A 21,638-nucleotide genomic window follows, 5' to 3' on the forward strand; every position below is an offset into this window, starting at 1 on the left:
CACGCAGGTGGCGCGTCATCCGACGGTGGCGCGCCTTCAGTTCAAAGATTCGCGGAGTTGACCATGGCCCTTGCAGTGCCCGTAAAAGAGGTCGCCAGCCTTACCCTGAAACAGCGCCTGGCCCGGGCCGAACGGCTCAACCGCCTTAAAGCGCAGGCCCTGATCGCGCCGCTGGTGCTGTTCCTGCTGTTGGTGTTCCTGGTGCCTATCGCCGTGCTGTTGTACAAGAGCGTCGGCAACCCGGAGGTGGTCCAGGGCCTGCCGCGTACCGTTGTTGCCGTGAAGGCCTGGGATGGCAAGAGCCTGCCCGATGAAGCGACCTACAAGGCACTCAGTGAGGACCTGGTAGAGGCGCGCAAGCAGCAGACCCTGGGCGACCTGTCCAAGCGCCTGAACATGGAACTGGCCGGCTACCGCAGCCTGCTGTCGAAAACCGCCCGGGCGCTGCCGTTCACGCCTGAGCCTGGCTCCTATAAGGAGGCCCTGCAAAACCTCGACGAACGCTGGGGTGACCCCGCCTATTGGCAGGCCATCCGCCGCAACACCAGTAACGTCACTCCCTATTACCTGCTGGCGGCTGTCGACCATCGTATCGACGACCTCGGCGAGGTGGCTCCGGCCACCCCGGACCAGGCCATTTACCTGGATATCTTTGCCCGCACCTTCTGGATGGGCCTGGTAATCACCGTTATCTGCCTGTTGCTGGCTTATCCGCTGGCCTACCTGCTGGCCAACCTGCCGGCCCGCCAGAGCAACCTGCTGATGATCATGGTGCTGCTGCCCTTCTGGACCTCGATCCTGGTGCGGGTGGCCGCCTGGATTGTGCTGCTGCAATCGGGTGGGCTGATCAACAGTGCGTTGATGGCCATGGGCATCATCGACAAGCCGCTGGAGTTGGTGTTCAACCGCACCGGTGTGTACATCTCCATGGTGCATATCCTGCTGCCGTTCATGATCCTGCCCATCTACAGCGTGATGAAGGGCATTTCCCCCACCTACATGCGGGCGGCGATTTCCCTGGGCTGCCACCCGTTCGCCAGTTTCTGGCGGGTGTACTTCCCGCAAACCTATGCGGGCGTAGGCGCTGGCTGCCTGCTGGTTTTCATCCTGGCCATCGGCTACTACATCACCCCGGCGCTGCTCGGCAGCCCCAACGATCAGATGGTCAGCTACTTCGTGGCCTTTTACACCAATACCAGCATCAACTGGGGCATGGCCACCGCGCTGGGCGGCCTGCTGTTGCTGGCCACCGTGCTGCTGTACCTGGTTTACAGCAAACTGGTGGGCGCCAGCCGCCTGCGCCTGAGCTGAGGAGATTCGGAAAATGCTGAGCCCCTACATGTCCCCCATCGAGCGGGTGTGGTTCTACAGCCTGCGCATCCTGTGCGGCCTTATCCTGCTGTTTCTGATTTTGCCGGTGCTGGTCATCATCCCGTTGTCATTCAATGCCGGCAGCTTCCTGGTGTACCCGTTGCAAGGCTTTTCGCTGCACTGGTACCAGGACTTCTTCGGCTCGGCCGAATGGATGCGCGCGCTGCAGAACAGCATCATCGTCGCCCCGGCGGCCACCGTGCTGGCCATGGTGTTCGGCACCCTGGCGGCCATTGGCCTGACGCGTGGCGATTTTCCCGGCAAGTCGCTGGTGATGGCACTGGTGATTTCGCCCATGGTGGTACCGGTGGTGATCATCGGCGTGGCCAGTTACCTGTTCTTTGCGCCGCTGGGGCTGGGCAACAGCTTTACGTCGCTGATTGTGGTGCACGCGGTACTGGGCGTGCCGTTCGTGATTATCACCGTATCGGCGACCTTGCAGGGCTTCAACCATAACCTGGTGCGCGCCGCCGCCAGCCTGGGCGCCTCGCCGCTCATCGCGTTTCGCCGGGTGACCTTGCCGTTGATCGCTCCCGGGGTGATCAGCGGTGCGCTGTTCGCCTTTGCCACTTCGTTCGACGAAGTGGTGGTCACGCTGTTTCTGGCAGGGCCCGAGCAGGCCACGTTGCCGCGGCAGATGTTCAGTGGCATCCGCGAAAACCTCAGCCCTACCATTGCGGCGGCGGCTACCTTGCTGATCGCCTTCTCGGTAGTGCTGTTGCTCACCCTGGAGTGGCTGCGCGGGCGCAGCGAAAAACTGCGCACCGCCCAGGCCTGATCCCTTGGCATCACCCCGGCCAATAATGCTTCTCTGGCCGGAGATGTTGGCTAGTCTGAATGCAGCCCTTGTCTGAAAAAAGGCCGCATTCATGACCCTTTCCGCTTTCAAGATTGCCAACCGCCTGCTCACCGGCGCTGGCGCCATCGAGCAGTTGGACGGCGAGTTGAGCCGTCTGAACGTGCACAATCCACTGATCGTCACCGATGCCATATTGATGGCGTCCGGTACCGTGGCACTGGCGCTGGCGCAGTTGGGCGGCCGCCGCCATGGCATTTTCGACCGCGTGCAGCCAGAGCCGGAGATCGCCATTGTCGAGGACTGCATGCAGGTTTACCGCCAGGGCGGCCACGACGGCCTGATTGGCGTGGGCGGTGGCAGTGCGATTGACATCGCCAAGAGCGTCGCTGCCTATGCAGGCCACGACGGTCCGCTGGCCGCGCTGTTTGGCGTGGATCTGGTACAGCGCAAAGGGCCGCCGCTGATTGCCATTCCGACCACGGCCGGTACCGGTTCGGAAGTTACCAACGTGGCCATCCTGTCGGACAAGGCCGCCCACCTGAAAAAGGGCATCGTCAGCGATTTCCTGCTCCCCGACGTTGCCCTGGTCAGCCCGCAAATGACCCTGACCTGCCCGCGCAGTGTCACGGCGGCCAGCGGCGTGGACGCGCTGGTGCATGCCATCGAATCGTATATATCGGTGAATGCTTCGCCCATCACCGATTCGCTGGCGCTGGGGGCCATCAAGCTGATCGTGCGGGCATTGCCCAAGGCCTACGCCAATCCTGCGAATCTTCAGGCCCGTGAAGACATGGCCACTGCCAGCCTGATGGCCGGCATGGCGTTCGGCAATGCCGGGGTAGGGGCGGTGCATGCCCTGGCGTACCCGCTGGGCGGGCAGTTCAACATTGCCCACGGGGTGAGCAACGCATTGTTGCTGCCTTATGTGATGGCGTGGAACAAGCTGGCGTGCCTGGAGCGCTTTCGCGATATCGCCGTGGCCATGGGCCTGCAAGTGGCGCAGCTGTCCGACCAGGACGCAGCCGATGCCGCCGTTCAGGCCATGGTGCAACTGTGTGCCGCAGTGGAGATTCCCAAAGGCATGCGCAGTTTCGGCGTGCCCGAAGAAGCCATCCCCGAAATGGCCAGGGAAGCGAGTGCCATCGACCGGCTGATGCGCAACAACCCCCGTAAGCTCAGCGCCAGGGACATCGAGCAGATCTACCGCAGCGCCTACTGATCATGAGCTGACCCGGTAGCCGCTGCCCCTCAGCCTCACTGGGGCAGCCTGGCGGCAGCGGCTGCAAGGCGGCCCAGCGGCTGCCCCCCATTGCAGCCGGCTGATGTACAATGCGCGCCACCGTGATTCCAGCCCAGAAAGGTGCGTCATGCAGCCCTTTGCAATTGCTCCGTCCATTCTCTCCGCAGATTTCGCCCGTCTGGGCGAGGAAGTCGACAATGTCCTGGCCGCTGGCGCCGACATCATCCACTTCGATGTCATGGACAACCACTATGTTCCCAACCTGACCATCGGCCCGATGGTGTGTGCCGCCTTGCGCAAGTACGGCATTACCGCACCCATCGACGCGCACCTGATGGTCAGCCCTGTGGACCGCATCATCGGCGACTTCGCCGAAGCCGGTGCCAGCTTCATCACCTTCCATCCAGAAGCCACCCTGCACGTTGATCGCTCCCTGCAACTGATCCGTGACAGCGGCTGCAAGGCCGGCCTGGTGTTCAACCCGGCAACCCCGCTGGACGTGCTCAAGTACGTGATGGACAAGGTCGACATGGTGTTGCTGATGAGCGTCAACCCCGGCTTCGGCGGCCAGAAGTTCATTCCCCACACCCTGGACAAGCTGCGCGAAGCCCGTGCGCTGATCGACGCCAGTGGTCTGGACATTCGCCTGGAAATCGACGGCGGCGTGAACGTGAACAACATCCGTGAAATCGCCGCGGCAGGTGCGGACACCTTCGTGGCCGGCTCGGCGATCTTCAACGCCCCGAACTACAAGGAAGTGATCGACAAAATGCGCTCCGAACTGGCGCTGGCCCGTTCATGAGCGGCTTCGAGCAGCTGTTCGCGGGCAAGCTGCCACGGTTGGTGATGTTCGATCTGGACGGTACCCTGATCGACTCCGTCCCCGACCTGGCCGCAGCCCTGGACAAGACGCTGCTCAAGCTCGGCCACCCTGCGGCAGGCCTTGAAGCGGCCCGCACCTACGTCGGCAACGGCGCCCGGGTGCTGGTACGCCGTGGCCTGGCTGGCGGCCTGGATCACGGCGCGGTGGGCGAAATCGAAACCGACGAGGCGCTGGCGCTGTTCATGGACGCCTATGCCGGCAGCCATGCCCTGACCAAGGTCTACCCCGGCGTGCGCGAAAGCCTCAAGTGGTTGCAAAAGCGCGGTGTGGCAATGGCGCTGATCACCAACAAGCCTGAACAGTTCGTGGCGCCCCTGCTCGATGAGCTGAAATTGGGGCGCTTCTTCAAATGGATTATCGGCGGCGATACCCTGCCCCAGCAGAAGCCTGATCCTGCGGCCCTGCTGTTCGTCATGAAAATGGCCGGGGTGGCGCCGGCCGAGGCATTGTTCGTCGGCGACTCGCGCAATGACGTGCTGGCCGCCAAGGCCGCCAACGTGCAATGCGTGGCCTTGAGCTATGGCTACAACCATGGCCGGCCCATTGCCGAAGAGAGCCCGGCACTGGTTATCGACAATCTGCGCGGTCTGATCAGTTGCTTAGATCCCACAGCTGAGATAACGTTGGGGGCTATCGCATCTCCCCCTCGCAGAGATTCCATCGTGGTGGTCACTCGCAAACTCTGGATGAAAGTCATCAAGGCCCTGGCCCGCTGGCGTTGGCGCGCCTGACTTTTACCTGGCCGGCCCTGCCGGCGCGTTTGCATACCTGACCGTTTTACCCCTCATGCCACGAGGCTGATCATGATCCGCGAAGAATTCCTGCGCTTGGCCGCTGCCGGCTACAACCGTATTCCCCTTGCCCGCGAAACCCTGGCTGACTTCGACACGCCGCTGTCGATCTACCTGAAACTGGCCGACGCGCCCAACTCCTACTTGCTGGAGTCGGTGCAGGGCGGCGAGAAGTGGGGCCGCTACTCGATCATCGGCCTGCCGTGCCGCACCGTGCTGCGCGTGCATGACCACCGGGTGATCATCACCCGTGACGGTGTCGAGGTAGAGCGCCACGAGGTCGAAGACCCGTTGGATTTCGTCGAGAACTTCAAGGCCCGCTACAACGTGCCGACCATCGCCGGCCTGCCGCGCTTCAATGGCGGCCTGGTGGGGTATTTCGGCTACGACTGCGTGCGCTACGTAGAAAAACGCCTGGGCAAGTGCCCGAATCCGGACCCGATCGGCGTGCCCGATATCCTGTTGATGGTATCTGACGCCGTGGTGGTGTTCGACAACCTGGCGGGCAAGATGCACGCCATCGTGCTGGTGGACCCGGCGCAGGCCGATGCCTACGCCCAGGGCCAGGCACAACTCGATGCCCTGATGGAAAAGCTGCGCCAGCCCATCACCCCGCGCCGCGGCCTGGAACTGGATCGCCCGCCTGCCGCCGACCCGGTGTTCCGCTCAAGTTTCACCCAGGGTGACTATGAGCGCGCGGTAGACACCATCAAGGAATACATCCTGGCCGGTGATTGCATGCAAGTGGTGCCGTCCCAGCGCATGTCCATCGACTTCAAGGCGGCGCCCATCGATCTGTATCGGGCGCTGCGCTGCTTCAACCCTACGCCGTACATGTACTTCTTCAACTTCGGCGACTTCCACGTGGTGGGCAGCTCGCCTGAAGTGCTGGTACGGGTGGAAGACAACGAAATCACCGTGCGCCCCATTGCCGGCACCCGTCCTCGCGGCGCCACCGCCGAGGCGGACCTGGCGCTGGAACAGGACCTGCTCAGTGATGACAAGGAACTGGCCGAGCACCTCATGCTGATCGACCTGGGGCGCAACGATACCGGGCGTGTTTCGGAAATTGGCACGGTGAAGCTGACCGAGAAGATGGTCATCGAGCGTTATTCGAACGTGATGCACATCGTTTCCAATGTCACGGGCCAGCTGAAAAGCGGCCTGACCGCCATGGATGCCCTGCGGGCCATTCTGCCGGCGGGTACCTTGTCGGGTGCGCCGAAGATCCGCGCCATGGAAATCATCGACGAACTGGAACCGGTAAAACGCGGTGTCTACGGCGGCGCGGTGGGCTACTTTGCCTGGAACGGCAACATGGACACCGCGATTGCCATTCGCACCGCGGTGATCAAGGACGGCGAGCTGCACGTGCAGGCCGGTGGCGGCATTGTCGCCGACTCGGTGCCGGCCCTTGAGTGGGAGGAAACCCTGAACAAGCGCCGCGCGATGTTCCGCGCTGTTGCGCTGGCCGAACAAACCTCCCCGAAAGACGCCTGAGGAAGCAGACCATGTTGCTGATGATCGACAATTACGACTCTTTTACCTACAACGTCGTGCAGTACCTCGGTGAGCTGGGCGCGGACGTCAAGGTGGTGCGCAACGACGAGGTGACCATCGCCGACATCGAGGCCATGAACCCCGAGCGCATCGTGGTTTCCCCTGGCCCGTGCACGCCAAGCGAGGCGGGCATTTCCATCGAGGCCATCGTGTATTTCGCCGGCAAGCTGCCGATTCTGGGCGTGTGCCTGGGCCACCAGTCCATTGGCCAGGCCTTTGGCGGTGACGTGGTGCGTGCCCGAGTGGCCATGCACGGCAAGACCAGCCCGCTGGTGCACCAGGACCAGGGCGTGTTCGAGGGCCTCAACCACCCGCTGACCGTCACCCGCTACCACTCGCTGGTGGTCAAGCGTGAAACCCTGCCTGACTGCCTTGAGCTGACTGCCTGGACCGCCAACGAAGATGGCTCAGTCGATGAGATCATGGGCCTGCGCCACAAGACGCTGAACGTTGAAGGGGTGCAGTTCCACCCCGAGTCGATTCTTTCCGAGCAGGGCCACGAGCTGTTCGCCAACTTTCTCAAGCAAACCGGCGGCAGCCGTCAGGGCTAAGGAATCATCATGGATATCAAGAGCGCGCTGAACCGTATTGTCGGTCAGCTGGACCTGAGCACCGATGAAATGCGCGATGTGATGCGCGAGATCATGACCGGGCAATGCACCGAGGCGCAGATTGGCGCCTTCCTGATGGGCATGCGCATGAAAAGCGAAAGCATCGACGAAATCGTCGGTGCCGTGTCGGTGATGCGCGAGCTGGCTGACCGGGTGGAACTCAAGACCCTGGATAACGTGGTCGACATCGTTGGTACCGGCGGTGACGGCGCCAACATCTTCAACGTATCCACAGCCTCATCCTTCGTGATTGCGGCTGCCGGCTGCACCGTCGCCAAGCATGGCAACCGTGCGGTGTCGGGCAAGAGCGGTAGCGCCGACCTGCTGGAAGCGGCGGGTGTCTACCTGAACCTCACGCCGGTTCAGGTTGCCCGTTGCATCGACAGCGTAGGCATTGGCTTCATGTTCGCCCAGGCCCATCACGGCGCCATGAAACACGCCGCCGGGCCGCGCCGCGACCTGGGCCTGCGTACCCTGTTCAACATGGTCGGCCCGCTGACCAACCCGGCGGGCGTCAAGCACCAAGTGGTGGGCGTGTTCAATCAGGCCCTGTGCCGGCCATTGGCCGAAGTGCTGCATCGCCTGGGCAGCAAGCACGTACTGGTGGTGCACTCCAAGGACGGCCTGGACGAGTTCAGCCTGGCCGCGCCGACCTTCGTGGCCGAACTGAAGAACGGCGAAATCAGCGAGTATTGGGTCGAGCCTGAAGATCTGGGCATCAAGAGCCAGAGCCTGTACGGCCTGGCGGTTGAAAGCCCGCAGGCCTCGCTTGAACTGATTCGCGATGCCCTGGGCAAGCGCAAGAGCGAGCATGGCCAGAAGGCTGCTGAAATGATCATCCTCAACGCCGGCGCCGCGCTGTACGCCGCCGACCATGCCTCTTCCCTGAAAGAAGGCGTGGCCTTGGCCCACGATGCCCTGCACACCGGGCTGGCTCGTGAGAAACTCGAAGAGCTGGGCGCCTTTACCGCTGTATTCAAGCAGGAGAATCAGGCATGAGTGTGCCGACAGTTCTGGAAAATATTCTGGCGCGCAAGGCTGTGGAAGTTGCCGAACGCTTGCAGCGCGTCAGCTTTGCCGAGCTGGAGCGCCTGGCTGCCGCCGCCGATGCCCCTCGTGGTTTTGCCAAGGCGTTGATCGACCAGGCCGCTACCAAGCACCCGGCGGTGATTGCTGAAATCAAGAAAGCCTCGCCTAGCAAAGGCGTGATTCGCGAGCACTTCGTGCCGGCTGAAATCGCCCAGAGCTACGAGAAGGGCGGGGCGACCTGCCTGTCGGTGCTCACCGATATCGACTATTTCCAGGGGGCCGACGCCTACCTGCAACAGGCCCGTGCGGCGTGCAGCCTGCCGGTGATCCGCAAGGACTTCATGGTCGACCCGTACCAGATCGTCGAGTCGCGCGCCTTGGGCGCCGACTGCGTGCTGCTGATCGTGGCGGCGCTGGACGACGTGAAGATGGCCGAACTGGAAGCCGCAGCCTTTGGCGTGGGCCTGGACGTGCTAGTGGAAGTGCACAACGGCGAAGAGCTGGAGCGCGCGCTCAAGCACCTGAAGTCGCCGCTGTTGGGTGTGAACAACCGCAACCTGCACAATTTCGAAGTCAGCCTGGAAAACACCCTGGACCTGCTGCCACTGATCCCGCGTGATCGCCTGGTGGTGACGGAAAGCGGCATCCTCAACCGTGCCGACGTCGAGCTGATGGAAATCAGCGAGGTCTATTCGTTCCTGGTAGGCGAAGCGTTCATGCGCGCCGAGCATCCCGGCGACGAGCTGCAGCGCCTGTTCTTCCCCGAACGCGTCCAGGCCTAGATGGCAGGCGCGCTGGACTTTGTGTGAGGGTGCCGATGGTGCAACTACCCACTCAAGCCGGCCTTCAGGCCGAGCAGGACCTGCTGGCCGCCGTCTGTCGCGGCGATCAAGCCGACGGCCTGCTGTTCTGGCAGCCCACCGACCGCTCCCTCGTCATGCCCCGTCGCCTCAATCGCCAACCTGGTTTCGAAGCGGCCTGCGCCATTTCGGCTGAAGCCGGCTGGTCAGTGCTGCTGCGCGAAACCGGCGGCGAGCCGGTGCCGCAATCGGCCGCCACCATCAACGTGGCGCTGGTGTATGTGGCGCCACGCAGTGAAGGTGACCAGAACCGCATCGAAACCGCCTACCAGCGTCTGTGCCAGCCGTTGCTCGATGCGGTCACTGCGCTGGGCGGCAACGCATCACTGGGCGAGGTGCCCGGTGCTTTCTGCGACGGCCGCTACAACGTCAACATTGATCGGCGTAAATGGGTGGGCACCGCCCAGCGCTGGCGCCAAGGCCTGAGCGGTACAAGGCCGGTGGTGCTGGTGCATGGCGCAATGCTGATGGATAACGAACGTGAGTCCATGGTCGCGGCAGTAAACCGCTTCAACCAGGCCTGCGACCTGCCTCAGCGCTGCGAAGTGCAAAGCCATATCGGTCTGCATGAGCGCTTTGCTGCACCGCGATTGATTGATGATCTGGCCCAGGCCTACGGCCAACTGCTTGCCGAGATCCGCTGCAAGGATTAGCGCGTGCCGTAGACCACCATGGTCTTGCCCTTGACGTTGACCAGGTTGCGTTCCTCCAGGTCCTTGAGCACCCGCCCTACCATTTCCCGTGAACACCCCACGATCCGGCCGATTTCCTGGCGGGTGATCTTGATCTGCATGCCGTCAGGGTGAGTCATGGCGTCCGGTTGCTTGCACAGTTCCAGCAGGCAACGGGCAACGCGGCCGGTCACGTCAAAGAAGGCCAGGTCGCCCACCTTGCGCGTAGTGTCGCGCAGGCGCTGGGCCATCTGGCAGCCCAGTGCGAACATGATCTCAGGATGCTGCAAAGCCACTTCGCGGAATTTGCCATAGCTGATTTCCGCAACTTCACATTCAGTCTTTGCTCGCACCCAGGCGCTGCGCTCCTGCCCATGGGCGGGAGATTCGAACAGGCCCAGCTCACCAAAGAAGTCCCCGGCGTTGAGGTAGGCAATGATCATTTCCCGGCCATCCTCATCCTCGATCAGGATAGTGACCGAGCCCTTGATGATGTACGACAGGGTTTCGGAGTGGTCGCCGGCACAGATGATGTTGCTCTTGGCCCCATAGCGGCGGCGCTGGCAGTGGGCCAGGAGTTTATCGATGTTCTGTATCGCAGGCGTGAGGGCAACCATGGCTAAATCCTGGGGGCAAGACGATCAACGGCGAATAGATTTTTTGGGTGCCGGCGGGGCGCCAGTCATTTGGCGCCAGCTTATCAGACGCTCGTTTTGTGTATCAGAGAATTTACTAATCAGCTTATCGGCAGCAAACGCAGGGTCTACAGGGCTTCTATATATCGCTGTGCTAAGCTGGCGGCCTTTTTTACAGTGGAGTCCTGGTGATGAAGGCACGTATCCAGTGGGCAGGCGAAGCCATGTTCCTCGGCGAATCCGGTAGCGGTCATGTGGTAGTGATGGACGGTCCGCCCGAGAGCGGTGGTCGTAACCTGGGCGTGCGCCCCATGGAAATGCTGTTGTTGGGCCTGGGTGGCTGCAGCAATTTCGACGTGGTCAGCATCCTGAAGAAGTCGCGCCAGCCGGTAGAAAGCTGTGAAGCCTTCCTGGAAGCCGAGCGCGCTACGGAAGACCCCAAGGTCTTTACCAAGATCCACCTGCATTTCGTGGTGAAGGGGCGTGGCTTGAAAGAAGCCCAGGTCAAGCGGGCAGTGGAATTGTCAGCAGAAAAGTACTGCTCTGCCTCGATCATGCTGGGCCGTGCGGGCGTGGAAATCACCCACGACTACGAAATCATCGAGCTGGGCTGAGCCGCTAACCTGTGAGAGCTGGCTTGCCAGCTCCCACAAGTAACAGACACATCAGAGGCGGTAAGTGCTTTTGGTCATGACCTTGGCCAGCACACTCATGCCGAACCTTACCGGCGCCGGAAAGCGGAAGCCACCAGCGTCCAGTGCCGAATCGGCATGCTGTTCTTCGTCCACGCGCATCTGTTCCAGAATGGCGCGGGACTTATCGTCCTCTACCGGCAACTGTTCCAGGTGTTCGTCCAGGTGCTTGCACACCTGGTGCTCGGTGGCCGCCACGAAGCCCAGGCTGACGCGGTCGCTGATCAGCCCCGCCATGGCGCCAATGCCGAACGACATGCCGTAGAACAGCGGATTGAGCACGCTTGGGTGGCTGCCCAGTTGGCGAATACGTTGTTCGCACCACGCCAAGTGATCCACCTCTTCTTCGGCGGCATGCTCCATGGCCTTGCGCACCTGCGGCAGCTTGGCGGTCAGGGCCTGGCCCTGGTAGAGCGCCTGCGCGCACACTTCACCGGTATGGTTGATGCGCATCAGGCCAGCCACATGGCGGGTTTCGTCATCACTGAGTTTCGGGTCCGGCTGGACAATGGCCGGTGACGGCCGCGACGGCTGGCCGCTGAAAGGCAGCAGCGTGCGCATGGCCGTGTCGGCCTGCAGCAGCAGTCGGTCGAGGGGGGAATAGTGACGTTCGGTAGCCATTGGGCACCTCCGGATAGAATCACGGTGTGCAGTTTAACCCAAAATACCGTGCCAGAGCCTGCGCCACGTCAGCACACATCTGCGGCCGCCACCAGGAGGCGGCGGCTACAGGGTACGGATTAGCCCGGCGGCCAGTGCATCTGGCGCTGACCCAGTACGTGCATATGAATGTGGTAAACCGTCTGGCCGCCCAACTCATTGCAGTTCATGACCACGCGAAAGCCTTCCTCGCAGCCCAGCTCCTTGGCCAGCCGCTGCGCGGTGAACAGAATATGACCAGCCAGGGCCTTGTCTTCCTCGGCGAGGTCGTTAAGGGTGCGAATCGGCTTCTTCGGAATCACCAGAAAGTGCACCGGTGCCTGGGGCGCAATATCGTGGAAGGCCAGTACCTGGTCATCCTCGTAAATGATCTTGGCGGGTATTTCTCTGTTGATGATCTTGGTGAACAGAGTATCCACAGCGGCTTCTCCATGTTTGACGTCGGGCCTGAGTGTACGCAGGGCATAATGCTTAATCCACAATATCACCTGTAGCCGCTGCCGCAGGCTGCGCTGGCCATCTCGTGCACTCTCGATCTGGAGCGCGACCCCGGCCGTTCCTCGCCTGTTTTCGCCTTGCCTGACGTTCGCGGGAATACATTTCATACAGGCCCTAGCGGGGGCGGTAGGCCAGGTTGATGGCGCCGGCGATCTTGCGCACCAGCCACCGCGAGCCGAAGCGGGCGCCATACGTGAGCAGGCGGTTGCGCCGCCCGGGCACGATGACTGCGCGGTTGCGGGCCAGCGCCCGTACGGTGAACAGTGCCACTTCTTCGGGGCTGAGTACCCGCTGGCTGCCGGCCAGGCGTTCGATCTTGCGGTTCGAGGAGCGCACCGGGCCTGGGCACAGTACCGATACCTTGACCCCGGACTGACGCAGTTCTTCGCGCAGGCCTTCGGAAAAGCTCAGGACATAGGCCTTGCTTGCCGCATAGCTGCTCATCCACGGGCCAGGCTGGAAAGCGGCCAGGGAAGCGACGTTGAGAATCTGCCCGCCGCCATGCACGGCCATGGCATTGCCGATCACATGGCACAGGCGCACAAGGGCGAGGATGTTGACCTCAATAAGGTCCTGCTCCTGCATCCAGTCCTGGGCCAGGAAGTGCCCGTAGGAGCGCAGTCCGGCGCAGTTGATCAGCAAGTCGATGTGGCGGCTGCTTTCCTCCAGCTCCATCAACAGCCCCGACAGGCGCAGCGGTTCGCTCAAATCGCAGGCGCGGAACAGCACCTCCACGCCAAAACGCTGGGTCAGTTCGATGGCCACGGCTTCCAGGGCGTCGCGCTGGCGGGCCACCAGGATCAGGTTGCGGCCACGCCGGGCCAGGGCTTCGGCCATCGCCAGGCCCAGCCCTCGGGATGCGCCAGTGATCATGGCGTAACGGGTCATGCAATTCTCCATACGAACGCCCCCGGCCCCGGCTCGTGGTTGAGGCGGGGCACTGGGGGCGTCTACTCAGGGGCGCTAGTCTACCGTGTGGGCGCGGTTATGCCGAATCCCTTAAATGGCCTGCGAGTGGCGGGCAATCGAGGCAAAGCCGCCCAGCAGCCCGCCGATGAACACCAGCGCGAGAAACGCCACCCACAACCAGGCCAGCACCTTCACGGCAGTGCTGTTGGGCGGGGCAGGTGGGCCATACTGGTTGACGCCAGGGTTGCCCGGCACGGCCATGACCACGAAGGGGAACACGCTACCCACGAAGGGCACCAGGTTGAGCAGCCACATCCAGCCGGTCCAGCCGGCGTCATGCAAGCGCTGCACGCTGATCTGCACGTTCATGGTGATGAACGCGGCAGCAGCGATGGCGCCCAGGCCGATGGCCAGCATCTTGGAAACCGCGGCCAGTGCCAGGCAGATGAACATCGCCACACAGGCGCCCAGTACCAAGGCCATGGACCAGCCCAGGTAGCGCACGCGGCCGATACGACCTTGCACGGTCATGACTTTCAGGGGGCCGTATATCGCGACCATCGGGGCGACATCCGATTGCGGCGGTGCGTAAGGCGAGTAAGGCTGCGCGGCGAGGGCTGGAGCGGGCTCGACCTCTTCAAGGCTGAGTTCCACCGGCGCCTCTTCTTCCAGCCGCGCATCGACACCGGCCTTGTGCAGCGCATCCAGATATTTCTGCGCGGTTTCCTGTGGCAGGTTGCGCTTGAGCGCGACCTTGCGCCCGGTGAACAGCTTTTCCACCGACAGCGGATCGCTCTTGAACAGTTGGGCCAGGTTGGCCTTGGCCGTTTCCAGATCGATCCCGGGCAGGGGGCTGCCTTCGAAAACGATTTTGAACAGTGTTGTCATGCTGGCGTCCTTGTCTTTGTAATGAGGGCCACTCAACGCGGCCAATAGTCGGGAAGGCGGGTAGCCAGCACCAGCGCCTTGCGGTACTCGTCATCCAGCCTGGAAATGAGCTCGTCGGCTGTGGGCACATCATTGATGTCGCCAACCCCTTGGCCGGCTGACCAGATGGTCTTCCATGCCTTGGCCTCTTCATCGACCGGTTTAAGCTTTGCTTGAGGGGCCGCGGTAGCCAGTGTGGCCAGGTCGAAACCGGCCTCCTCAAGGCTGGCGCGCATGAAGCTGGCCGGTACGCCCGATACCGCAGGAGTGTGAATGATATCCGCCGCGCGTGACGCCAGCAGCATCTGCTTGTAGGCATCCGGGGCGTGGCTTTCCTGGCAGGCAATGAAGCGCGTGCCCAGGTAGGCCAGGTCGGCGCCCAGCAGTTGCGCGGCGAGAATCTCCCGCCCGTGATTGATGCAGCCAGCCAGCAGCAGGGTCTTGTCGAAGAATTGGCGAATCTCGGCCACCAGCGCAAACGGGCTCCAGGTGCCGGCATGGCCGCCGGCCCCGGCCGCCACGGCAATCAAGCCGTCGACACCGGCCAGGGCCGCTTTTTCGGCATGCCGTCGAGTAGTGACGTCATGGAACACCAGGCCGCCGTAGCTGTGCACGGCGTCCACCACTTCCTTCACCGCGCCCAGGCTGGTGATGACAATCGGCACCTTGTGCTCGATGCAGATGGCCAGGTCGGCTTCCAGGCGCGGGTTGCTGTTGTGCACGATCAGGTTGACTGCATAGGGCGCCGGTTTGTCGAGCAAGGCCAGGCCGGTTTCTATTTCCTCCAGCCAGGCGCGAAAGCCCGCGCTGTCACGCTGGTTTAGCGCCGGAAAGCTGCCGACAATGCCATTGCGGCAGCAGGCCAGCACCAACTGCGGGTTGGAGATCAGGAACATTGGCGCTGCCACCACTGGCAGGCGCAAGCGTTGGTCCAGCAGCGTAGGCAGCGACATAGATGTACTCGCGTGTGTTGTTTGACCTAGAACGGTTTGACCACCACCAGAATTACGATAGCCAGTAAAAACAGCACGGGCACCTCGTTGAACCAGCGGTAGAAGACATGTGAGCGGGTATTCTCGCCACGGGCGAAACGTTTGACCTGGGCGCCGCACATATGATGGTAGCCAATCAGGAAAAACACGAAGGTCAGTTTGGCGTGCAGCCAGCCTTGGCTGAGGTAGCCGGGAATCAGGTACACCAGCCACGCGCCGAACACCAGGGTGGCGATCATCGAGGGGCCCATGATGCCGCGGTACAGCTTGCGTTCCATGACCATGAAACGTTGCTTGCTGATCTCGTCTTCGCTGCTGGCGTGGTAGACGAACAGGCGTGGCAGGTAGAACAGCCCGGCGAACCAGCAGACCAGGCTGATGATGTGCAGGGCTTTGATCCATAGATAGAGCATTTTATTGAGGTTCCAGGTTCACGGTAGGGTGATAGTAGTGCCCCGTACTGCCGCACGTCACCTCAACGGTTGTTACCAGGCGCTCTGGGCCCGTATTATCAGCGGTTTACTAGTCGGTTCGTTGAAAGGGGCAGGTTTATGGTCAAGGTCGGTATTGTCGGCGGCACGGGTTACACCGGGGTCGAGTTGCTGCGTCTGTTGGCATCGCATCCGCAGGCAGAAGTCGCGGTCATCACCTCGCGTTCCGAGGCCGGTGTTCCCGTGGCAGACATGTACCCGAACCTGCGCGGTCATTACGATGGCCTGGCGTTCAGCGTGCCAGACATCAAGACCCTGGGCGCATGCGACGTGGTGTTCTTCGCCACGCCCCACGGTGTTGCTCACTCCCTGGCCGGCGAACTGCTGGCTGCCGGTACCAAGGTGATCGACCTGTCGGCCGACTTCCGTCTGCAGGACGCCGAAGAGTGGGCCAAGTGGTACGGCCAGCCCCACGGCGCGCCTGAGCTGCTGAAGGATGCGGTGTACGGCCTGCCGGAAGTCAACCGCGAGCAGATCCGCAATGCCCGCCTCATTGCCGTGCCAGGTTGCTACCCAACCGCCACCCAGCTGGGGTTCCTGCCGCTGCTGGAAGCCGGCCTGGCCGATGCCTCGCGCCTGATCGCCGACTGCAAGTCCGGTGTCAGTGGCGCGGGCCGTGGCGCTGCGGTGGGCTCACTGTTTTGTGAGTCGGGCGAAAGCATGAAGGCGTATTCGGTGAAGGGCCACCGTCACCTGCCGGAAATCACCCAGGGCCTGCGCCGCGCCGCAGGCAGCGACGTCGGCCTGACCTTCGTACCGCACCTGACGCCGATGATCCGCGGTATCCACTCCACGTTGTACGCCACCGTGGCCGACAAGTCGGTGGACCTGCAGGCGCTGTTCGAAAAGCGCTACGCGGATGAGCCGTTCGTCGACGTCATGCCCGCCGGCAGCCATCCGGAAACCCGCAGCGTGCGCGGCGCCAACGTCTGCCGCATTGCCGTGCATCGCCCACAGGGCGGTGATCTGGTGGTGGTGCTGTCAGTCATCGACAACCTGGTCAAGGGCGCGTCGGGCCAGGCCGTGCAGAACCTCAACATCCTCTTCGGCCTCGACGAGCGCCTGGGCCTCTCCCACGCCGGTATGCTGCCGTAAATGACAGGCCGGCGCCTCGTGCGCCGGCCAGCGCACAATTGTTGACCCTTTTTCTAGGAGAAGCGGATAATGGCGCCATTAAGTTTTATGGCGGCTTACGCCGGGAGAGAGTCAGCATGAGCGTCGAATCCTTCACACCCACGGCTTTGCAATTCACCCATGGTGCCGCGCACAAGGTGAAGACCCTGGTCGATGAGGAAGGCAATGAGCGTCTGAAACTGCGGGTTTTCGTGACCGGCGGTGGTTGCTCGGGTTTCCAGTACGGCTTCACATTTGATGAAGACGTTGCCGAAGATGACACCATCGTCGAGCGCGAAGGTGTGAGCCTGGTGGTTGACCCCATGAGTTTCCAGTACCTGGCTGGTGCCGAAGTGGACTACCAGGAAGGTCTGGAAGGCTCGCGCTTCGTCATCAACAACCCCAACGCGTCCACCACGTGTGGTTGCGGTCAGTCGTTCTCGATCTGACGGTTGCGCAATGAAAAACGCCGCGTTCATACGCGGCGTTTTGCTGTCTGCGGTTCAGGCCGGGTAGACCGCGCCGAGTACGCGCAGGCCGCGTGCCCCGGTGACGCTGGGGCGGTTGGCAGAGATACCTTCCAGGCAGCAGCGCGCCAGCCAGGCGAATGCCATGGCTTCCACCCAGTCCGGGTCCACGCCGTGGCTGGCGGTGCTGTCGACACGAGTCTGTGGCAGCAGCTGGGCCAGGCGCTTCATCAGCGTCTGGTTGTGTACGCCGCCGCCGCATACCAACAGCTCATCGGTCTGTGGCTGTGCCTGCCGCAGGGAGTCAACGATGCTGCGGGCGCTGACCTCCAGCAGGGTGGCCTGTACGTCTTCATCGGCAATGGCCGGCAGGCGCGCCAGGTGTGCCTGCAACCACGGCAGGTTGAACACCTCGCGGCCCGTACTCTTGGGGCCGGTGCCGGCAAAGAACGGGTCGTTCAGCAATGTCGCCAGCAGTGCCGGGTGAACGGTACCGGTGGCCGCCCAGGCGCCATCGCGGTCGTAGTCCAGGCCTTGGCGCAGGTTGATCCAACTGTCCAGCAGCACGTTGCCGGGGCCGCAATCGAAGCCGCTGACCGGCTTGTCCGGCTCAATCAGGCTGAGGTTGCTGAAGCCACCGACGTTCAATACCGCCAGGTGGTGGCCCGGGGTGGTGAACAGTGAGTCGTGGAAGGCCGGGACCAAAGGCGCGCCCTGGCCGCCAGCGGCCACGTCACGACGGCGAAAATCGGCCACGGTGGTGATGTTGGTCAGCTCTGCCAGCAAGGCGGCATTGCCGATCTGAATGGTGAAGCCGCGTGCAGGCTCGTGGCGCACCGTCTGGCCATGGCTACCGACCGCGCGGATGTCGGCGGCGGTGAGGCCTTGCTCCTGCAGCAGCGTATGGATACCTTCGGCGGCCAGCGTAGCCCACTGGTTCTCGGCCAGCGCCGCACGGGCAATCTCATCCGCGCCGCTGGCGCACAGGCTCAGCAGGTCGCTGCGCAGCTTGGGCGGCATCGGTACGTAGTGGCTGGCCACAAGGCGCAATGAAGCGCCTTGTTCCACCAGTGCAATGTCCAGCCCGTCCAGGCTGGTCCCTGACATGACGCCTATATAAAGGGCCATGACTTACTTCTTGCTCGCGACCATGGTGGATTTCTCCTGGTCCATCTGCGCCATCAGTGGCTGGGCGACCTGCATGAAGCGGGCCTTTTCATTCCTGGCAATCGGGTCGGCCATGGGCAATTTCTGGCCCAGCGGATCGACGTGCACGCCATTCACCTGGAACTCGTAATGCACGTGCGGGCCTGTGGACAGGCCAGTAGTACCAATATAGCCGATGACCTGGCCCTGCTTGACAACGGAGCCGGCATGAATGCCCTTGGCGAAGCCCTGCATGTGCCCGTAGAGGGTCTTGTAAGTCTTGCCATGGGCGATGATCACGGTGTTGCCGTAGCCGCCACGGCGCCCCGCCAGTTCCACTTTACCGTCGCCGGTGGCCTTGATCGGGGTGCCGCGAGGAGCAGCATAGTCCACGCCTTGGTGGGCGCGGATCTTGTTCAGAATGGGGTGGAAGCGACCTACCGAGAAGCGCGAGCTGATACGGGCGAAGTCCACTGGCGAGCGCACGAAGGCCTTGCGCATGCTGTTGCCTTCGGCGGTGTAGTAGTTGGTGGAACCTTGTTTGTTGGTGTAGCGCACGGCGGTGTAGGTTTTGCCGCGGTTGGTGAAGCGCGCCGCCAGGATGTTGCCGGTGCCGATCACCTTGCCGTTGAGTACCTTCTGCTCGTACATCACATCGAAGATATCGCCCTGGCGGATGTCCTGAGCGAAGTCCACGTCATAATTGAAGATGTTCACCAGGTCCATCACCTGGTTGTGGGACAGCCCCGCGCGCTGGCCGGACAGTGACAGCGAGTTCTTGATCACGCCATGCGCATAGGCCTCGCGCATGACCGGCTTGATCACGTCGCGGTTGAACGCAAAGCCTTTCGCGCCACGTACCAGGCGGATGCTTTCGGTATTGCTCAGTTTGGTGTGCAGGCTGGTGAGCTGGCCGTCAGGGCTGATTTCGAACTCCAGTACCTGGCCGTTCTTCAACTGCGCGAACTGCTTGGCCTGTTTGTCGCTGGCCAGCACTTCCTGGGCGGCAGAGGCGGGCAGACCGGCTTCGTCGAACAGCTTGGACAGTGTGTCACCCTTGCGCACGGTGACTTCGCGATGGCCAGGGGCTTTCTTGTCGGCGGCGTCAGCCACCGGTTCCGGGGTGGCCGGGGCTTGGGCGGTGTCCTTATCCTGATCATCAGGCTCGTTGTCGATCTGCGCGAAGGGCGCGGGTACTGCCTGTTGCTCACCCAGGTCAGCGGCCGGTGCGTCTTTCTCGGCCTGCTTGAGCTGGTCTGCCGGGGTTTGCAGCTCCAGGGGCGCGGAGGTGCGCTTGGCCTCCACTTCGCTGGAAGGAAATACCAGCAAGGCGAGGCTGAGGAGGGCGGCGATGCCGCTGGCAGCCAGTAAATGGCTCTTCGGATAAAGCGGAGGCGCTTTAGGCGGTTCGCTGGTCATAGGTAATTTGACTTTGAAAAAGATGAAATGGAAAAGATGAATGACATGATAAAGATGAAATAACTGTATAAAATATAACCAAATCCTTTCCAAAGCAAGCAGGCAGACGCCTTGACCCGCCGCTGGGGTCACATGCAAGTCAAAAACTTGTAATTGGTGCCTGATCTTGTATGGTTGTTTCCCTTTGAATCTAAGCCTTGCGGGTTGGTTATGAAGTCGGTTGAAGAGCAGCTAGCGCTGATCAAACGTGGTGCGGAAGAGGTACTGGTCGAGTCCGAACTGGTCGAGAAGCTCAAGCGCGGGCAGCCGCTGCGAATCAAGGCCGGTTTTGACCCTACTGCCCCCGATCTGCACCTGGGGCATACGGTACTTATTAATAAGCTGCGCCAGTTCCAGGAGCTGGGGCATCACGTGATCTTCCTGATCGGTGACTTCACTGGCCTGATCGGTGACCCGAGCGGCAAGAGCGCAACCCGTCCGCCGCTGACGCGCGAGCAGGTCCTGGCCAACGCCGAGACTTATAAGGCACAGGTATTCAAGATTCTTGATCCGGCCAAGACGGAAGTGGCGTTCAACTCCACCTGGATGGACGCGATGAGCCCGGCTGATTTCATTCGGCTGTCGTCGCAGTACACCGTGGCGCGCATGCTCGAGCGCGATGACTTCGACAAGCGCTACAAGTCCAATCAGTCCATCGCTATCCACGAGTTCCTTTATCCGCTGGTGCAGGGTTATGACTCCGTTGCCTTGAAGGCGGACGTGGAGCTGGGCGGTACCGACCAGAAGTTCAACCTGCTGATGGGGCGTGAGCTTCAGCGCGCCTACGGCCAGGAAGCGCAGAACATCGTGACCATGCCGTTGCTCGAAGGCCTGGATGGCGTGAAGAAGATGTCCAAGTCCCTGGGCAACTACGTCGGCATCCAGGAAGCGCCGGGCGTGATGTACAGCAAGCTGGTGTCCATCCCGGATGCACTGATGTGGCGTTACTTCGAGCTGCTGAGCTTCCGCTCGATGGAAGAGATCAATGGCTTCAAGGCTGATGTCGAGGCTGGTGCCAACCCGCGTGATATCAAGATCAAACTGGCGGAAGAGATCGTGGCGCGTTTCCATGGCGAGGAAGCGGCTGCCAGCGCGCACCGTGCTGCCGGTAACCGCATGAAGGAAGGTGAGTTGCCTGAAGACCTGCCAGAGGTCGAGATCGCTGCTGCCGAGGATATGCCTATTGCGGCCATCCTTAATAAGGCGGGCCTGGTAAAGAACTCGGCTGCTGCGCGTGATTTGCTGGCTGCGGGCAGCGTGCGTATAGATGGTGAGGTTGTGGATCGTGGGTTTGTCTTTGCTGTAGGCGCTACGCATGTGTGCCAGGCGGGGAAGAAGGCGTTTGCGCGGATTACGCTGAAGGCTGAGTAGGGTGGTTGAATAGGTATAGAGAGAAGGGCGGGCCGTGGGCCCGCCCTTTTTTGGTTTTTGGGGGGGCGTGGGTGGGGCGCCAGGTGCACGTCGTAAGCATGCATCAAGGCCACCAGGTGCAACACCCATCTCCAGCGAGGCACGTTGCAACCAACGTGGGAGCGGCCTCTGGCCGCGAAGCGCCGCGCGGGCGGCGCTCGATGCTGTGAGGCTTGAAGATCCCCAGGCATGCACCTGATGGCCTTTATAGGGTCCCCTTTGGGATGCTTTTGATCTTTATGACAATTTCCCAAAATCAACCCTTGACGCCCCCTCAAATCTCTCTATAATTCGCCCCACTTCCGGCGCAACCGAAACGGAAAACTCCTTGAGTTTCAAAGAGTTAACCGAAGTAGCCAGCGAGGAAGCGCTTCGATGAAACAGATCGAAAGCGGTGAAAAAGGCAGTTGACAGCAACGTAGGTT

The 21,638-nt window shown here is 62.0% G+C and carries 24 protein-coding genes; 14 read left to right on the forward strand and 10 right to left on the reverse strand.

The features are described 5' to 3' along the window. The first annotated feature begins 63 nt into the window (after positions 1-63). The 10 genes from PMM47T1_RS01830 (at position 64) to PMM47T1_RS01875 (ending at position 9,797) form a co-directional block, all read left to right on the forward strand. On the forward strand, positions 64-1,311 hold the full coding sequence (locus PMM47T1_RS01830) for an ABC transporter permease (protein ID WP_008365244.1): 1,248 nt from the start codon (positions 64-66) through the stop codon (positions 1,309-1,311). Between the two features lie 13 nt (positions 1,312-1,324). Next, positions 1,325-2,149, forward strand: a complete 825-nt coding sequence (locus tag PMM47T1_RS01835) for an ABC transporter permease (protein ID WP_008365245.1) — start codon at positions 1,325-1,327, stop codon at positions 2,147-2,149. A 91-nt stretch (positions 2,150-2,240) separates the two neighbouring features. Continuing rightward, positions 2,241-3,389, forward strand: coding sequence for an iron-containing alcohol dehydrogenase (locus PMM47T1_RS01840; protein WP_008365254.1), 1,149 nt, complete (start codon positions 2,241-2,243; stop codon positions 3,387-3,389). Between the two features lie 148 nt (positions 3,390-3,537). Next, positions 3,538-4,212 carry a ribulose-phosphate 3-epimerase gene (gene rpe, locus PMM47T1_RS01845; protein ID WP_008365255.1) on the forward strand — a complete coding sequence of 225 codons (675 nt, stop codon included), beginning with the start codon at positions 3,538-3,540 and terminating at the stop codon, positions 4,210-4,212. Beyond that, positions 4,209-5,024 (forward strand): phosphoglycolate phosphatase, encoded by an 816-nt coding sequence (locus tag PMM47T1_RS01850; RefSeq protein ID WP_008365256.1) that lies wholly within the window; start codon positions 4,209-4,211, stop codon positions 5,022-5,024. Before rpe ends, PMM47T1_RS01850 begins: the two co-directional genes overlap by 4 nt. 72 nt (positions 5,025-5,096) lie before the next feature. After that, entirely contained in the window at positions 5,097-6,584 is a 1,488-nt protein-coding gene (gene trpE / locus PMM47T1_RS01855; RefSeq protein WP_008365257.1) for an anthranilate synthase component I, read from the forward strand. Between the two features lie 11 nt (positions 6,585-6,595). Further along, positions 6,596-7,195, forward strand: a complete 600-nt coding sequence (locus PMM47T1_RS01860; RefSeq protein WP_008365258.1) for an aminodeoxychorismate/anthranilate synthase component II — start codon at positions 6,596-6,598, stop codon at positions 7,193-7,195. 9 nt (positions 7,196-7,204) lie between these two features. Next, positions 7,205-8,254, forward strand: a complete 1,050-nt coding sequence (gene trpD / locus PMM47T1_RS01865; RefSeq protein ID WP_008365259.1) for an anthranilate phosphoribosyltransferase — start codon at positions 7,205-7,207, stop codon at positions 8,252-8,254. Continuing rightward, entirely contained in the window at positions 8,251-9,066 is an 816-nt protein-coding gene (trpC, locus tag PMM47T1_RS01870) for an indole-3-glycerol phosphate synthase TrpC (protein ID WP_008365260.1), read from the forward strand. The genes trpD and trpC overlap by 4 nt, the downstream gene beginning before the upstream one ends. Before the next feature lie 35 nt (positions 9,067-9,101). Continuing rightward, positions 9,102-9,797, forward strand: coding sequence for a lipoate--protein ligase family protein (locus tag PMM47T1_RS01875; RefSeq protein ID WP_008365261.1), 696 nt, complete (start codon positions 9,102-9,104; stop codon positions 9,795-9,797). Here PMM47T1_RS01875 and crp read toward each other — a convergent pair. After that, positions 9,794-10,432 carry a cAMP-activated global transcriptional regulator CRP gene (gene crp, locus PMM47T1_RS01880; RefSeq protein WP_008365262.1) on the reverse strand — a complete coding sequence of 213 codons (639 nt, stop codon included), beginning with the start codon at positions 10,430-10,432 and terminating at the stop codon, positions 9,794-9,796. The two genes, PMM47T1_RS01875 and crp, sit on opposite strands and share 4 nt — an antisense overlap. Before the next feature lie 209 nt (positions 10,433-10,641). On the opposite strand from crp, the gene PMM47T1_RS01885 reads away from it, so the two are divergent. Beyond that, positions 10,642-11,064 (forward strand): OsmC family protein, encoded by a 423-nt coding sequence (locus tag PMM47T1_RS01885; protein WP_008365263.1) that lies wholly within the window; start codon positions 10,642-10,644, stop codon positions 11,062-11,064. Between the two features lie 51 nt (positions 11,065-11,115). Here the strand turns inward: PMM47T1_RS01885 and coq7 are convergent, their stop codons facing one another. The 6 genes from coq7 to hemJ all read right to left on the reverse strand — a co-directional run bounded on the left by coq7 (position 11,116) and on the right by hemJ (position 15,541). Then, on the reverse strand, positions 11,116-11,763 hold the full coding sequence (coq7, locus tag PMM47T1_RS01890; protein ID WP_008365264.1) for a 2-polyprenyl-3-methyl-6-methoxy-1,4-benzoquinone monooxygenase: 648 nt from the start codon (positions 11,761-11,763) through the stop codon (positions 11,116-11,118). A 119-nt stretch (positions 11,764-11,882) separates the two neighbouring features. After that, a complete protein-coding gene (locus tag PMM47T1_RS01895; RefSeq protein ID WP_008365266.1) occupies positions 11,883-12,221 on the reverse strand; it encodes a histidine triad nucleotide-binding protein in 339 nt (112 codons plus the stop codon). A 193-nt stretch (positions 12,222-12,414) separates the two neighbouring features. Next, complete coding sequence (locus PMM47T1_RS01900; protein WP_008365267.1) at positions 12,415-13,188, reverse strand: SDR family NAD(P)-dependent oxidoreductase; 774 nt, start codon at positions 13,186-13,188, stop codon at positions 12,415-12,417. Between the two features lie 111 nt (positions 13,189-13,299). Beyond that, entirely contained in the window at positions 13,300-14,097 is a 798-nt protein-coding gene (locus PMM47T1_RS01905; protein ID WP_008365269.1) for a DUF805 domain-containing protein, read from the reverse strand. 32 nt (positions 14,098-14,129) lie between these two features. Then, on the reverse strand, positions 14,130-15,089 hold the full coding sequence (locus PMM47T1_RS01910) for an NAD(P)H-dependent flavin oxidoreductase (RefSeq protein WP_008365272.1): 960 nt from the start codon (positions 15,087-15,089) through the stop codon (positions 14,130-14,132). A gap of 26 nt (positions 15,090-15,115) precedes the next feature. Next, entirely contained in the window at positions 15,116-15,541 is a 426-nt protein-coding gene (gene hemJ, locus PMM47T1_RS01915) for a protoporphyrinogen oxidase HemJ (RefSeq protein WP_008365273.1), read from the reverse strand. Between the two features lie 138 nt (positions 15,542-15,679). On the opposite strand from hemJ, the gene argC reads away from it, so the two are divergent. Next, positions 15,680-16,714 (forward strand): N-acetyl-gamma-glutamyl-phosphate reductase, encoded by a 1,035-nt coding sequence (gene argC, locus PMM47T1_RS01920; RefSeq protein WP_008365275.1) that lies wholly within the window; start codon positions 15,680-15,682, stop codon positions 16,712-16,714. A gap of 116 nt (positions 16,715-16,830) precedes the next feature. Continuing rightward, the gene (gene erpA, locus PMM47T1_RS01925) at positions 16,831-17,181 is read left to right on the forward strand and encodes an iron-sulfur cluster insertion protein ErpA (RefSeq protein ID WP_008365277.1); all 351 of its coding nucleotides are present in this window, start codon (positions 16,831-16,833) and stop codon (positions 17,179-17,181) included. Between the two features lie 54 nt (positions 17,182-17,235). Here erpA and PMM47T1_RS01930 read toward each other — a convergent pair whose 3' ends face one another. Then, on the reverse strand, positions 17,236-18,327 hold the full coding sequence (locus PMM47T1_RS01930; protein ID WP_008365278.1) for an anhydro-N-acetylmuramic acid kinase: 1,092 nt from the start codon (positions 18,325-18,327) through the stop codon (positions 17,236-17,238). Positions 18,328-18,330: 3 nt separating this feature from the next. Continuing rightward, entirely contained in the window at positions 18,331-19,764 is a 1,434-nt protein-coding gene (locus PMM47T1_RS01935; protein WP_008365280.1) for a peptidoglycan DD-metalloendopeptidase family protein, read from the reverse strand. A 210-nt stretch (positions 19,765-19,974) separates the two neighbouring features. Here PMM47T1_RS01935 and tyrS point away from each other — a divergent pair, with 210 nt between their 5' ends. Beyond that, positions 19,975-21,174, forward strand: a complete 1,200-nt coding sequence (gene tyrS / locus PMM47T1_RS01940) for a tyrosine--tRNA ligase (RefSeq protein WP_008365283.1) — start codon at positions 19,975-19,977, stop codon at positions 21,172-21,174. Positions 21,175-21,450: 276 nt separating this feature from the next. Here tyrS and PMM47T1_RS30245 read toward each other — a convergent pair. After that, the coding region (locus PMM47T1_RS30245; protein WP_238536591.1) for a hypothetical protein at positions 21,451-21,638 on the reverse strand (188 nt) is incomplete at its 5' end.

The organism is Pseudomonas sp. M47T1 (assembly GCF_000263855.1).
GTDB lineage: Bacteria > Pseudomonadota > Gammaproteobacteria > Pseudomonadales > Pseudomonadaceae > Aquipseudomonas.

Bases quoted from the DNA above. Each gene is read 5' to 3' on its own strand.
- PMM47T1_RS01830 (WP_008365244.1), top strand. From the start codon at position 64: ATGGCCCTTGCAGTGCCCGTAAAAGAGGTCGCCAGCCTTACCCTGAAA.
- PMM47T1_RS01835 (WP_008365245.1), top strand. From the start codon at position 1,325: ATGCTGAGCCCCTACATGTCCCCCATCGAGCGGGTGTGGTTCTACAGC.
- PMM47T1_RS01840 (WP_008365254.1), top strand. From the start codon at position 2,241: ATGACCCTTTCCGCTTTCAAGATTGCCAACCGCCTGCTCACCGGCGCT.
- rpe (WP_008365255.1), top strand. From the start codon at position 3,538: ATGCAGCCCTTTGCAATTGCTCCGTCCATTCTCTCCGCAGATTTCGCC.
- PMM47T1_RS01850 (WP_008365256.1), top strand. From the start codon at position 4,209: ATGAGCGGCTTCGAGCAGCTGTTCGCGGGCAAGCTGCCACGGTTGGTG.
- trpE (WP_008365257.1), top strand. From the start codon at position 5,097: ATGATCCGCGAAGAATTCCTGCGCTTGGCCGCTGCCGGCTACAACCGT.
- PMM47T1_RS01860 (WP_008365258.1), top strand. From the start codon at position 6,596: ATGTTGCTGATGATCGACAATTACGACTCTTTTACCTACAACGTCGTG.
- trpD (WP_008365259.1), top strand. From the start codon at position 7,205: ATGGATATCAAGAGCGCGCTGAACCGTATTGTCGGTCAGCTGGACCTG.
- trpC (WP_008365260.1), top strand. From the start codon at position 8,251: ATGAGTGTGCCGACAGTTCTGGAAAATATTCTGGCGCGCAAGGCTGTG.
- PMM47T1_RS01875 (WP_008365261.1), top strand. From the start codon at position 9,102: ATGGTGCAACTACCCACTCAAGCCGGCCTTCAGGCCGAGCAGGACCTG.
- crp (WP_008365262.1), bottom strand. From the start codon at position 10,432: ATGGTTGCCCTCACGCCTGCGATACAGAACATCGATAAACTCCTGGCC.
- PMM47T1_RS01885 (WP_008365263.1), top strand. From the start codon at position 10,642: ATGAAGGCACGTATCCAGTGGGCAGGCGAAGCCATGTTCCTCGGCGAA.
- coq7 (WP_008365264.1), bottom strand. From the start codon at position 11,763: ATGGCTACCGAACGTCACTATTCCCCCCTCGACCGACTGCTGCTGCAG.
- PMM47T1_RS01900 (WP_008365267.1), bottom strand. From the start codon at position 13,188: ATGACCCGTTACGCCATGATCACTGGCGCATCCCGAGGGCTGGGCCTG.
- PMM47T1_RS01905 (WP_008365269.1), bottom strand. From the start codon at position 14,097: ATGACAACACTGTTCAAAATCGTTTTCGAAGGCAGCCCCCTGCCCGGG.
- PMM47T1_RS01910 (WP_008365272.1), bottom strand. From the start codon at position 15,089: ATGTCGCTGCCTACGCTGCTGGACCAACGCTTGCGCCTGCCAGTGGTG.
- hemJ (WP_008365273.1), bottom strand. From the start codon at position 15,541: ATGCTCTATCTATGGATCAAAGCCCTGCACATCATCAGCCTGGTCTGC.
- argC (WP_008365275.1), top strand. From the start codon at position 15,680: ATGGTCAAGGTCGGTATTGTCGGCGGCACGGGTTACACCGGGGTCGAG.
- erpA (WP_008365277.1), top strand. From the start codon at position 16,831: ATGAGCGTCGAATCCTTCACACCCACGGCTTTGCAATTCACCCATGGT.
- PMM47T1_RS01930 (WP_008365278.1), bottom strand. From the start codon at position 18,327: ATGGCCCTTTATATAGGCGTCATGTCAGGGACCAGCCTGGACGGGCTG.
- PMM47T1_RS01935 (WP_008365280.1), bottom strand. From the start codon at position 19,764: ATGACCAGCGAACCGCCTAAAGCGCCTCCGCTTTATCCGAAGAGCCAT.
- tyrS (WP_008365283.1), top strand. From the start codon at position 19,975: ATGAAGTCGGTTGAAGAGCAGCTAGCGCTGATCAAACGTGGTGCGGAA.